An 11,476-nucleotide genomic window follows, 5' to 3' on the forward strand; every position below is an offset into this window, starting at 1 on the left:
TTTGGTTGGTTTAGCCCGCAATCCTGGAACCATACCAGAGTATGCGGACCGGTGGTCGGGGTTCAGTGCCGGCCCAACGCTCCGTCGAACCGGCGCCACAGCCCCAGCGGGTTGCCGTCGCGCAGGGCTTGCGGCAGCAGGTCGGCGGGGATGTCCTGGTAGCAGACGGGCCGCAGGAACCGCTCGATGGCCGCCGTGCCGACCGAGGTGGTGCGGCCGTCCGACGTGGCCGGGAAGGGGCCGCCATGCACCATGGCGTGGCAGACCTCGACGCCGGTCGGCCAGCCGTTGGCCAGGATGCGGCCGGCCTTGCGCTCCAGCGTCGGCAGCAGGACCGCCGCCGCCCCGGTGTCGGCCGCGTCCATGTGCAGGGTCGCGGTGAGCTGGCCGTCCAGCCGCTCCGCCACCACGCGCAGGGATTCCAGATCCGGGCAGCGGATGAGCAGAGAGGCGGCGCCGAACACCTCCTCCCGCAGGGCCGGGTCGTCGAGGAAGGCGTCGGCGGTCGTGGCGAACAGCGCCGCCCGGCACCGGTTGGGGCCATCGCCGTCCAGCCCGCGGGCCAGCGTCGCCACGAGGGCGTTGCCGGCCAGGGCGGCCACCCCGGCGTCGAAGGCGGCGTGGATGCCCGGCGTCAGCATGGTCGGCGCCGCGCTGCCGCCCAGCGCGTCCACGGCGGACGCCACGAAGCGGTCGAGGTCCGGCCCGTCCACCGCCAGCAGGATTCCGGGGTTGGTGCAGAACTGCCCGGCGCCCATGGTCAGCGAGGCGACGAAGCTCTTGCCCAGCGCCTCCGCCCGCGCGGCGAGCGCCGCCGGCAGCAGGAAAACCGGGTTGATGCTGCTCATCTCGGCGTAGACGGGGATCGGCTCCGGACGCCTGGCCGCCACCTCCATCAGCGCCACGCCGCCGCGGCGCGACCCGGTGAAGCCGACCGCCTTGATGCGCGGGTCGGCGACCAGCGCCGTGCCCACCGACGAGCCGGCGCCGAAGATCAGCGAGAAGACGCCCTCCGGCAGCCCGCATTCGGCGACGGCCGCCTGGACGGCGCGGCCGACCAGCTCCGACGTGCCGGGATGGGCGGAGTGGGCCTTGACCACCACCGGACAGCCGGCGGCGAAGGCCGAGGCGGTGTCGCCCCCGGCCACCGAGAAGGCCAGCGGGAAATTGCTGGCGCCGAACACCGCGACGGGGCCGAGCGGGATGCGGCGCTGGCGCAGGTCGGGGCGGGGCAGGGGCGCCCGCTCCGGCAGGGCCGGGTCGATGCGGGCGCCGATCCAGCTTCCCTCCCGCACCACCGCGGCGAACAGGCGGAGCTGGCCGACGGTGCGGCCCCGCTCCCCCTCCAGCCGGGCGCGCGGCAGGCCGCTTTCGGCCATGGCGCGGACGATCAACGCGTCGCCGAGGTCGAGGATGTTGCGGGCGACCGCCTCCAGGAAGACGGCGCGGTCCTCCGGCGCGGTCTCGCGGAAGCGGTCGAAGGCGTCCCAGGCGAGCTGGCAGGCGCGGTCCACCTCCGCCGCCCCGCCGCCGCCGAAGGCGGGCTCCAGCGTCGCCCCGGTGGACGGGTCGATGGCGTGGATCTCGCCGTTGCGGCCGCGGTGGCTCTCGGCGCCGATCAGCATCATGCCGGTGAGGGTCACGGGCAGGTCCTTTCCTGGTCTCGGTGCTCTTGGTCTCGGTGCTTTCAGTCTCGGGGCGGCATCAGCCGAGCAGGCCGCGGCCCGCGAGGTTCCGCATCAGCGCGGCGGCGCCGAAGTCCCAGGGCGCGCAGTCGGCGCAATGGCGGACCCGGTTGGTCAGGCTGCCCAGCGCCGGGGCGGTGATGGTCACCACGTCGTCCAGCTTGTGGGTGAAGCCCTCGCCCGGACGGTCGCGGTCCTCGACCGGCGCGAACATGGTGCCGAGCAGCAGGACGAAGCCGTCCGGATACTGGTGGTTCTCGCCGATGGTGGCCTCGACCAGCTCCACCGGGTCGCGGCTGATCTGCGACATGGAGCTGGAGCCCTCCAGCCGGAAGCCGTCGCTGCCCTCGACCACCAGCCCAAGCTCGGCGCTGCGCACGCCGTCGAGGGTGAAGCGGTCGTCGAACAGGCGGATGAACGGGCCGATGGAGCCGCTGGCGTTGTTGTCCTTGGCCTTGCCGAGCAGCAGGGCGGAGCGCCCCTCGACGTCGCGCAGGTTCATGTCGTTGCCGAGCGTGGCGCCGACGATGTCCCCGCGGCTGGAAGCCAGGACGGCGATTTCCGGCTCCGGGTTGTTCCACACCGAATAGGGCGGGATGCCGACGTGGGCGCCGGTGCCGACCGCCGACATCGGCTGGCCCTTGGTGAAGATCTCGGCGTCGGGGCCGATGCCGACCTCAAGGTATTGCGACCACACCCCGCGGGCGATCAGCGCCTTCTTGACCTCCATGGCCTCCGGCGAGCCGGGCTTCAGGCTGGACAGGTCGCGCCCGATCAGCGCGTCGATGTCGGCGCGGATCGCCAGCGCCTTTTCCGGGGCGCCGCGCGCCTGCTCCTCGATGACGCGCTCCAGCAGGCTGACGACGAAGGTCACGCCGGACGCCTTCACCGCCTGGAGGTCGATGGGGGCCAGCAGCCAGGGCCGCTCCGGGTCGCGCCGGTCCTCGTCGGAGTTGGCGAGGATGGCGGCGGCGGTGCCGATCCACTCGCCGGGCAGGTCGCGGGCGATGGCCGCGGCGGCGCCGGTCTCCACCAGATCGCGCACGGTGGGCGCGTCGCGGCTGGTGATGTCGAACACGTCCCGGCCGCGCACGGCGATGACCGAGGGGCCGACGCCGGGACGCCAGGCGCGCCCGACCAGGAGCGCGCCCTCGTCCGCCGGCAGGGCGGCGGCGGGGTCGAGGGGAAGGGGTCGCTTGCTCATGGTGTCCGCTCCTCGTCTTACTTGCGCCGGAAGACCGGGCTGCGCTTTTCCTTGAAGGCGGCGCGCCCCTCGGCGGCGTCCGCCGTGGCGAAGCAGATGGTCTGCAGGTCGCGCTCGTACTCGATGGCCTTTTCCACCGGCATGGTGTGGGCGGCCTTCAGGTTCAGCTTCGCCGTCTCCGCCGCGATGGGGGCGCGGCTGGCGACGATGGCGGCGATCTCCTGCGCGCGGGCGAGCAGTCGGTCGGCGGGCACCACCTCGCTGACGAGACCCCAGGCCAGCGCCTTGTCCGCCGGGATCGGGTCGCCGGTCAGGATCATCATCGCGGCGTTGGAGGTGCCGATGGAGTGCGAGAGGAAGGCCGCCACGCCGCCGCCGCCGATCCAGCCGAGCTTGATCTCCGGCGCACCGAACTGCGCGTTCTCCGACGCGATGCGGATGTCGCAGCTCATCGCCGTTTCCAGCCCGCCGCCGAAGGCGTAGCCGTTGACCGCGGCGATGCTGGGCTTGCGCAAAGACCGGATGGCGTCGCAATAGTCCTCGCGGTTGCGGAAGTTCCAGGCGGTGTCGTAGCGGTCCAACTCGCGGATGTCGGAGCCGCAGCAGAAGGCGCGCGGCCCGGCGCCGGTCAGCACGACGCAGCGGATGTCGTCGTCGGCGTTGCAGCGGGCGACGGCGGCGACCAGCTCCGCGGCCATCTCCGGGGTCACCGCGTTCAGCTTCTGCGGGCGGTCGAGCGTGATGGTGGCGACGAAGCCGTCCACCGTGACGGTGACCTTGCCAAGCGCCGGATCGGGGGTGTTGAGCGAGTCCATGGGATGGGCCTTATCGTTCGGCGCCAGCAGCCGGACGGCTGGCGGCGTAGCGGTGTTGCAGGCGGTCGAGCAAGGCGGCGTGCGGCGTGCCGTCGGCCAGCGCGTCGCGGATCATCGCGGCGGCGTCGGCCTGGAAAGCGATGTAGCCGGCGTGGCGCGGGCGGACATAGGCGGCCTCCAGCGTCGCGGCGGTGTTGCGGTAGAAGCCGCCCCAGCGTTCGTTCACCGCCGCGTCCGCCCAGGCGTCGCGGCGGCTCGGCTGGCCGTCGTGGGCCGGGATGAAGCTCCGCTGCGCCTCGGCGCCGAGCAGCCAGCGCAGATGGTCGAGCAGGGCGGGCGTCACCTCGCAGCGCACGGAGACGCCGATGCCGGTGCCGCCCAGCGTCGAACCGGGACGCCCGTCCGCCGTGGCGCGCGGCGCGTCGGCGAAGGTGACCGGCTTCTCGCCCGAGGCGGTCGGGGCGGCGTAGTTGACGTAGCCGTAGACCAGCGGGCAGAGCGCGACCTCATCCGTGCGGGCCATGTGGCCGAGCAGCCCGATGGGGTTCAGCCCGCGCACCGCCGCCGGCATCCGCCCGGCCAGCGTCGCCATGAGGTCGAGCACCCGCGTCCCCACCTCCGTCGAGACCAGCCGGTCGGGATCGGCCACCGCGGGCGGATCGCCGAAGGCGGCCGCCATGGACAGGAAGGTCAGGCAGGCGTGGGGTCCGGCCAGCGACAGGGCGACCGGCGCCCGCTCGGACAGGCTCGCCACCTCCGCCCAGGTGACGGGGACCGGCCCGTCCAGAAGGTCGGCGCGGCAGGCCATCACCTGCGTCGCCGCGTCGAGCGGCAGCGCCCAATGCCGGTCGGCGAAGCGGTAGCTGGCGAGGCTCGGCCCGATGCTGTCGCGCTGCCAGCCGGCGATGTCCGCGGCGGTGAACAGTTCCTCCAGCGGGATCAGGCCGCGCTCCGCGACCGCCTCGCCGACATGCGGGTGGTCGAGGACGATCAGGTCGTAGCGGGCGCAGAGGTCGCCGATCGGATGGGCCTCGAAGCCTTCGAGCGGCTGCTTGTCCCAGTCGATCGCAAGCCCGTCGCGCGCCTCGTCCAGCCCGGCGGCGGCGGCCGCCAAGGCGTTGTAGCCGCGCGGGTGGTCCCAGGTCAGCGCGCGGTAGCGCATGCCCGAACCTCCTCTTCCTCCGCCTCCGGCTCGGTGGCGGCGACGACGCCGGCGGCCAGCAGGCGGTCGATGGCCTCGGCGGTGAAGCCGGCGGCCTCCAGCACCTCGCGGGTGTGCTCGCCGGCCAGGGGCGCGCCGCGCTCGACCTCCGACGGGGTCTTGGAGAACTTGATCGGGAAGCCCGGCGTCTTGACGCGGCCCTCGGTCGGGTGGTCGTACTCGACGAAGGTGCCGTTGTGCTTGATCTGCGGGTCGTTCACGAGGTCGGCGTAGCCGTAGACCGGCCCGGCCCAGACCCCGGCGGCGTTGAACAGCTCCAGCCACTCGGCGGAGGTTTTGGCGGTCAGCCGGGCGCGGGTCTTGGCGAAGATCTCGTCGCGGCGCGACCAGCTGTCGGTCTCGTCCTCCATGTCGAGGAAGGACGGCTCGCCGATCAGCTCGCCCAGCAGCTTCAGCGGCGGGAAGGCCACGATGATGAAGCCGTCGCTGGTGGCGAAGGCGCCGTAGGGCGCGCGGATGTAGACGTGGGCGTGCGGCTCGGCGGAGCGGGTCTGCGGCTTGCCGCCGACCGTGAAGACCGACAGCTCCTGCATCTGGATCGTCGTGATGGCGTCCAGCATGTTGACCTGGACGAGCTGGCCCTCGCCGGTGCGCTCGCGGTGGAGCAGGGCGGCCAGCACGCCCTCGAAGGCGGTGTAGCCGGTGATCGCGTCCACCAAGTACTGGCCGGCGGGGGTCGGGGCCTCGCCCTCGCGGCCGGCCGACAGCATGGCGCCGGACATGCCCTGCAACAGCAGGTCCTGGCCCGGGCGCTGGACGTAGGGGCCGGTCTCGCCATAGCCGGAGATCGACAGGTAGATCAGGCGCGGGTTGACCGCGGAGAGCGATTCATAGTCCACGCCCAGCCGCTTGGCGACGCCGGGCCGGTAGTTCTGGAGGAAGACGTCGGCGGTCTTGACCAGCTCCATCAGCAGGGCCTTGCCCTCGGTGTTCTTCAGGTCGACGGCGAGCGAGCGCTTGTTCCGGTTCAGCGACAGGAAGGAGACGTTCACTTTGTTGCCGGTGATGCCGCCCGCCGCGGTGTGGCGCTGCCACTCGCCGGTCACCGGCTCCACCTTCACCACGTCGGCGCCGAGGTCACCCAGGCGCTGCGCCGCCAGCGGGCCGGCCATGGCGATGGAGCAGTCGAGCACACGGTAACCGCTGAGGATGTTGCGTTTCTTGTCCATGATGTCCGGATCTTGTTGCCGTGGGTCCGCCGGCCATGGCGGAAGGATGGGGCGGAAAGGATGGGTGGTCAGCCGTTGGTCGCCGGGGCTTCGGTGAAGAAGGCGCGGTTCCAGACGGGGCTGATGAGGATTTCGTTGACGCAGACGTGGGGCGGCATCTCGGCCACGAAGCGGATGGTGCGGCCCAGGTCTTCGGGCTGGAGCAGGCGCGCCATCTCCTCAGCCGGGGGCGGGGAGGGGCGCTGGCCCAGCAGGTCGGTTGCCACCTCGCCGGGCATGACCACGCAGGAGCGCAGGCCGTTGCGCCATTCCTCCATGTTCAGGCTGTGGCTCAGCGTCACCAGCGCCTGCTTCGTCGCGTTGTAGCCGGGTCCGCCGAGGACGAGCGCGTGCCGACCGACCCAGGAGGACACGATGATGACGGTGCCGGACCGGCGCTCCCGCATGGCGGGCAGCACCGCCTGGATGGCGTGCATGGTGCCGTTGAGGTTGACGTCGACCAGCCGCCGCCAGCCCTCCGCCCCGACCTCGCGGAAGCTGCGGTTGGGCAGGTTCATCCCGGCGCTGGCGACCAGCGTGTCGATTCGCCCGTGGCGGTCGAGGATCGCCGCCGCCACGCGCCGCACCGCCGCCTCGTCGGCCACGTCGAGCACCGCGGTCTCGGCCCTGCCGCCGGCGGTGCGGATGGACTCCGCCACGCGGTCGAGCGCGTCCTCGCGCCGTCCGGACAGGACGACGGTGGCGCCGCCCTGCGCCAGCGCCCGCGCGCCGGCCTCCCCGATTCCGCTGCCGCCGCCGGTGATCCAGGCGACGCTGTCCGCAAGAACGCTCATGTCTTGCCCGCTTCGTTGCTTGTCTTTGTCGCTTGCCCGCCGTCCGGCCATCGGGCCGCCGCGGTGTCCCTCCCAGCGCCCCCGGATCGTCCGCCTTCGCGTTCGTTCCGAGTGACCGCTAACGTGACCGGTAACATGATTGGTTGGGGCAATCAAGCATATTTGGTGAGCGATAACGTTAGCGTTCACGTGACCGCTAATATGAAATGCGCTATGGATTGTGGAAACGGGGCCGCACCCGGCTTGCAACGGCGGGCGCGGCCATGCACAAGAAGGCGACCGGTCGGTGCGCGAAGGCGGGCCGGCGGAGGCAGGATAAGAGGTCATCCCAGGTGTCGGACGAAGGACAGCTTTCGCTCAGGAAGGCGGAGTCACGGCGGCGCTCCGCGACCCGCGCGGTGACGATGGCCGATGTGGCGCAGGCCGCGGGCGTCTCCACGCAGACGGTCTCGCGCGCGCTCCGCGATCCGCGCAGCGTCGGCCCGGACACGCTCGCCCGCATCGAGGAGGCGGTGCGCGAAACCCGCTATGTGCAGAATCTGGCGGCGAGCCACCTCGCCTCCAACCGCAGCATGACGGTGGCGGCGATCATCCCGACCATCTCCGCCTCGATCTTCGCGGAAACCATCCAGGGGCTGACCGACGTCCTGCTGCCGGAGGGCTATCAGGTCTTCCTCGGCCACACCGACTACATGGCGGGGCGCGAGGAGTCGCTGGTCCGCAGCTTCAGCGGGCGGCGCCCCGACGGCTTCTTCATCATCGGCACCCGCCACACCCAGGAGACCACCGCCCTGCTGAAGCGCACCGGGGTCCCGGTGGTCGAAAGCTGGAGCTGGACGAACCGCCCCGTCGACATGCTGGTCGGCTTCTCCAACCACGCCGCCCTGATGAGCGTGGTCGACCATCTGGTGGGGCGCGGCTATCGCCGGCTGGCCTTCACGGGCGTCATGAAGCCGGGCGACCACCGCGCCAAGGAGCGTCTGAAGGGCTTCCAGGACGCCCACGAGCGTCATTTTCCGGGCATGACGCCGCGCGTCGTCACGGTCACCAGCGGGCCGATGGTGATGGCGACCGGCGTGGAGCTGCTGAAACTGGTGCGGGAGCAGCACCCCGACACCGACGCCGTGGTGTTCGTCAGCGACGTGCTGGCCTCCGGCGCCCTGCTGGCCTGCAGCGGCCTGGGCATCTCGGTGCCGAAGGATCTGGCGATCACCGGGTTCGGCAATTACGACATCGCCGGGCAACTGACGCCGGGCCTGACCACCATCGCCATCGCCAGCCGCAGGATCGGCATGGAATCCGCCAACCTCCTGCTGCGGCGGATGCAGGGCGGCGAGGTGGAGAACCGCACCCAGGACGTGGGGTTCGAGCTTCTGGTGCGGGGCAGCGCCTGAACCGACGGGGCCGGCGGGCTGGGCGCGCCCGCTCCCTCAAATCGAGGGTAAGCCTTATTTTTGCCCCATTTTGTCGCGACCCGCCAGTTTGCGCTTCCCGTCCGGGCGTGATGGGAGGATGATTCTCCACCGTTTTCATCAGGTTCATCGTGCTTTTCAACGATTGCGAATCGTTTGGGAGGAGTACGCATGCCCCGCATCCTCAATCACGCGCCGTGGCTGGTCCTCGCCGTGCTGGGCGCCTTCGCGCTCGGCACGGTCGCGCTGGCGCGCGGCGAGACCATCAACGCCCTCTGGCTGGTCGTGGCCGCCGTCTGTACGTATCTGGTCTCCTACCGCTATTACAGCCTGTTCATCGCCACCCGCGTCATGCGGCTGGACCCGGCGCGCCCGACGCCGGCGGTGCGCCACAACGACGGGTTGGATTACGTCCCGACCAACCAGTACGTCCTGTTCGGCCACCATTTCGCGGCCATCGCCGGCGCTGGCCCGCTGGTTGGCCCGGTGCTGGCGGCCCAGATGGGCTATCTGCCGGGCATGCTGTGGATTCTCGCCGGCGTGGTGGTCGCCGGGGCGGTGCAGGATTTCATGATCCTGTTCGTCTCGATGCGCCGCGACGGGCGGTCGCTCGGCGAACTGATCAAGGCCGAGCTGGGGGACATCCCCGGCGTCATCGCCCTGTTCGGCACCTTCATGATCATGGTCATCATCCTGGCGGTGCTGGCCCTGGTCGTGGTCAAGGCGCTGACCAACAGCCCGTGGGGCTTCTTCACGGTCGCCGCCACCGTCCCGATCGCCCTGTTCATGGGCGTCTACATGCGCTTCATCCGCCCCGGCCGGATCGGCGAAATCTCCATCATCGGCTTCTTCCTGCTGATCGCCGCCATCCTGCTCGGCGGGCAGGTCGCGCAGAGCGAGACCTGGGCGCCGGTCTTCACGCTGACCGGCATCCAGATCACCTGGATCCTGATCGGCTACGGCTTCGTGGCGTCGGTGCTGCCGGTGTGGCTGCTTCTGGCGCCGCGCGATTATCTGTCGACCTTCCTCAAGGTCGGCACCATCGTGATGCTGGCGCTGTGCATCCTGCTCGTCGCGCCGCCGATGAAGATGCCCAGCGTCACCCGCTTCATCGATGGCACCGGCCCGGTGTGGTCGGGCAGCCTGTTCCCGTTCCTGTTCATCACCATCGCCTGCGGCGCGGTGTCGGGCTTCCACGCCCTGATCTCGTCGGGCACCACGCCGAAGATGGTGGAGAACGAACTCCACACCCGCTTCATCGGCTACGGTGGCATGCTGACGGAGTCCTTCGTCGCCGTCATGGCGCTGGTCGCCGCCTCCTGCATCGAGCCGGGCATCTATTTCGCCATGAACAGCCCGCCCGCGCTGCTCGGCACCACGGCGGAGTCGGCGGCCCAGGTCATCAACAGCTGGGGCTTCGTCATCACGCCGGAGATGATCACCCGGACGGCGCAGGACGTCGGCGAGGTGAGCATCCTGTCGCGGGCCGGCGGCGCGCCGACCCTGGCGGTCGGCATGGCGCAGATCTTCTCCGAGCTGTTCGGCGGCAAGGGCATGATGGCCTTCTGGTACCATTTCGCCATCCTGTTCGAGGCGCTGTTCATCCTGACCGCCGTCGACGCCGGCACCCGCGCCGGGCGGTTCATGCTGCAGGACCTGCTGGGCGTCTTCTTCAAGCCGCTGCAGCGCACGGCGTCCTGGGCCGGCAACCTGATCGCCACCGGCCTGTGCGTCGCCGCCTGGGGCTACATCCTCTATCAGGGGGTGGTCGATCCGTTGGGCGGCATCAACACCTTCTGGCCGCTGTTCGGCATCTCCAACCAGATGCTGGCGGGGATCGCCCTGATCCTGGCCACGGTGGTGCTGTTCCGGATGAAGCGGGAGCGCTACGCCTGGGTGACCATGGTGCCGGCGGCATGGCTGCTGATCTGCACCCTGACCGCGGGCGTGCAGAAGGTCTTCCACAGCAACCCGGCGATCGGCTTCCTCGCCCACGCCGAGCGCTTCAGCACCGCCGCCAACGAGGGCCGGCTGCTCGCCCCGGCGACCTCGATGGAGCAGATGCGGCAGGTGATCTTCAACGATTACCTGGACGCGGCCCTGGCCTCGCTGTTCGTTCTGGTGGTGCTGGCGGTGCTGGTCTTCGGTGTCCTGTCCTGCCTGAAGGCATTGCGCAGCGACCGCCCGACGACACGGGAAATCCCGACGGGTGGCGCCACCGCGCGGGCCGGGGATTGAACGCTGCATCTTGGAAAAAGGACGACCGATGAGCGGCTTGAAAAGCAACCTCAGCCGGTTCCGCGGTTACTTCGAGCAGACGGCCAAGCTCATGGTCGGGGTGCCGGATTACGACACCTATCTGGAGCACATGCGGACCCGGCACCCCGACCAGCCGGCGATGACCTACACCGAATTCCTCGACAACCGCCTGCAAGCCCGTTACGGCGCCGGCAAGGCGGGGTGTTGCTGAGGGGTGTTGTCCCCTCTCCCCCCTGGGGAGAGGGTTAGGTGAGGGGGTTGCGCTATTGCCGGACGCACCAGCCACGCGCAACCCCCTCACCGGCCCTTCGGGCCACCCTCTTCCCAGGGGGGAGAGGGCTATGACCGAGCCGCTCAAGCCGGCTCGAAGCGCAGGATGTCCGGGGTCCGCATGTCGGCGGGGATCGGAGCGTCCTTGGCGGCGCCGCGCATGGCGACGGGCGGGCGCGGCAGGCCGCTGCGGTCGCTGTAGTCGGGGTGCGGCGTCCAGGCCGTCGCCTCCTCCCGGTGCAGCATCGCCGTGCACAGCACGTCGAGCGCCGTCACCGCCGCGACCGCGCCCAGCGCCGTGGCGACGTTCTCCCGGCGCGGGTTGCCGTCGTGATGCGCCGACGCCAGCGTGGCGAGGTCCAGCGCGTCCCCGGCGATCCGTCCCCACATCCAGGGGCGGGCGTCGCCCAGCGCCAGCAGGCCGACGCCGGTCGCCACCTCGCGGGCGCCATAGGCGCGGATCAGCCCGGCCTGCTCCTCCATCCCCATCCAGCGGGCAATCCGGCGCCCGGCCACCAATTCGGCCACGCCCAGCCCGATGCTGAACCAGCCCAAACCGCGGGCCAACCGGTCCGCGGACGAGTTCCGTCGGTAATACGCCATGACG

Annotated in this window: 10 protein-coding genes; 3 read left to right on the top strand and 7 right to left on the bottom strand. The window is 70.8% G+C overall.

The annotated features are described in order from the left end of the window. Window positions 1–62: 62 nt before the first annotated feature. The 6 genes from DXK32_RS06320 to DXK32_RS06345 all read right to left on the bottom strand — a co-directional run bounded on the left by DXK32_RS06320 (window position 63) and on the right by DXK32_RS06345 (window position 6,928). Window positions 63–1,643 carry an aldehyde dehydrogenase (NADP(+)) gene (locus DXK32_RS06320; protein ID WP_205215653.1) on the bottom strand — a complete coding sequence of 527 codons (1,581 nt, stop codon included), beginning with the start codon at window positions 1,641–1,643 and terminating at the stop codon, window positions 63–65. Between the two features lie 61 nt (window positions 1,644–1,704). Then, on the bottom strand, window positions 1,705–2,889 hold the full coding sequence (locus tag DXK32_RS06325) for a fumarylacetoacetate hydrolase family protein (RefSeq protein WP_114857733.1): 1,185 nt from the start codon (window positions 2,887–2,889) through the stop codon (window positions 1,705–1,707). Between the two features lie 17 nt (window positions 2,890–2,906). Beyond that, window positions 2,907–3,704, bottom strand: coding sequence for an enoyl-CoA hydratase/isomerase family protein (locus DXK32_RS06330; RefSeq protein WP_094304964.1), 798 nt, complete (start codon window positions 3,702–3,704; stop codon window positions 2,907–2,909). A 10-nt stretch (window positions 3,705–3,714) separates the two neighbouring features. Beyond that, the gene (locus DXK32_RS06335; protein WP_114857734.1) at window positions 3,715–4,866 is read right to left on the bottom strand and encodes an ABC transporter substrate-binding protein; all 1,152 of its coding nucleotides are present in this window, start codon (window positions 4,864–4,866) and stop codon (window positions 3,715–3,717) included. Further along, the gene (locus DXK32_RS06340; protein ID WP_114857735.1) at window positions 4,848–6,095 is read right to left on the bottom strand and encodes a CaiB/BaiF CoA transferase family protein; all 1,248 of its coding nucleotides are present in this window, start codon (window positions 6,093–6,095) and stop codon (window positions 4,848–4,850) included. Before DXK32_RS06340 ends, DXK32_RS06335 begins: the two co-directional genes overlap by 19 nt. Window positions 6,096–6,163: 68 nt before the next feature. Continuing rightward, window positions 6,164–6,928: an SDR family oxidoreductase gene (locus DXK32_RS06345; protein ID WP_114857736.1), complete on the bottom strand. Its 765-nt coding sequence runs from the start codon at window positions 6,926–6,928 to the stop codon at window positions 6,164–6,166. Between the two features lie 332 nt (window positions 6,929–7,260). Between DXK32_RS06345 and DXK32_RS06350 the strand changes: the two genes are divergently transcribed. The 3 genes from DXK32_RS06350 (at window position 7,261) to DXK32_RS06360 (ending at window position 10,810) form a co-directional block, all read left to right on the top strand. Continuing rightward, a complete protein-coding gene (locus DXK32_RS06350; RefSeq protein ID WP_114857737.1) occupies window positions 7,261–8,322 on the top strand; it encodes a LacI family DNA-binding transcriptional regulator in 1,062 nt (353 codons plus the stop codon). Between the two features lie 189 nt (window positions 8,323–8,511). Next, window positions 8,512–10,578 carry a carbon starvation CstA family protein gene (locus tag DXK32_RS06355; protein ID WP_114857738.1) on the top strand — a complete coding sequence of 689 codons (2,067 nt, stop codon included), beginning with the start codon at window positions 8,512–8,514 and terminating at the stop codon, window positions 10,576–10,578. 28 nt (window positions 10,579–10,606) lie between these two features. Further along, complete coding sequence (locus tag DXK32_RS06360; protein ID WP_114857739.1) at window positions 10,607–10,810, top strand: YbdD/YjiX family protein; 204 nt, start codon at window positions 10,607–10,609, stop codon at window positions 10,808–10,810. 143 nt (window positions 10,811–10,953) lie between these two features. On the opposite strand, the gene DXK32_RS06365 is transcribed toward DXK32_RS06360, so the two are convergent. After that, window positions 10,954–11,472, bottom strand: coding sequence for a cyclase dehydrase (locus tag DXK32_RS06365; RefSeq protein WP_114857740.1), 519 nt, complete (start codon window positions 11,470–11,472; stop codon window positions 10,954–10,956). Between the last annotated feature and the right edge of the window lie 4 nt (window positions 11,473–11,476).

The sequence above is a fragment of the Azospirillum brasilense genome (assembly GCF_003349955.1).
GTDB lineage: Bacteria > Pseudomonadota > Alphaproteobacteria > Azospirillales > Azospirillaceae > Azospirillum > Azospirillum brasilense_B.

Bases quoted from the DNA above. Each gene is read 5' to 3' on its own strand.
- DXK32_RS06325 (WP_114857733.1), bottom strand. From the start codon at position 2,889: ATGAGCAAGCGACCCCTTCCCCTCGACCCCGCCGCCGCCCTGCCGGCG.
- DXK32_RS06330 (WP_094304964.1), bottom strand. From the start codon at position 3,704: ATGGACTCGCTCAACACCCCCGATCCGGCGCTTGGCAAGGTCACCGTC.
- DXK32_RS06335 (WP_114857734.1), bottom strand. From the start codon at position 4,866: ATGCGCTACCGCGCGCTGACCTGGGACCACCCGCGCGGCTACAACGCC.
- DXK32_RS06340 (WP_114857735.1), bottom strand. From the start codon at position 6,095: ATGGACAAGAAACGCAACATCCTCAGCGGTTACCGTGTGCTCGACTGC.
- DXK32_RS06345 (WP_114857736.1), bottom strand. From the start codon at position 6,928: ATGAGCGTTCTTGCGGACAGCGTCGCCTGGATCACCGGCGGCGGCAGC.
- DXK32_RS06355 (WP_114857738.1), top strand. From the start codon at position 8,512: ATGCCCCGCATCCTCAATCACGCGCCGTGGCTGGTCCTCGCCGTGCTG.
- DXK32_RS06360 (WP_114857739.1), top strand. From the start codon at position 10,607: ATGAGCGGCTTGAAAAGCAACCTCAGCCGGTTCCGCGGTTACTTCGAG.
- DXK32_RS06365 (WP_114857740.1), bottom strand. From the start codon at position 11,472: ATGGCGTATTACCGACGGAACTCGTCCGCGGACCGGTTGGCCCGCGGT.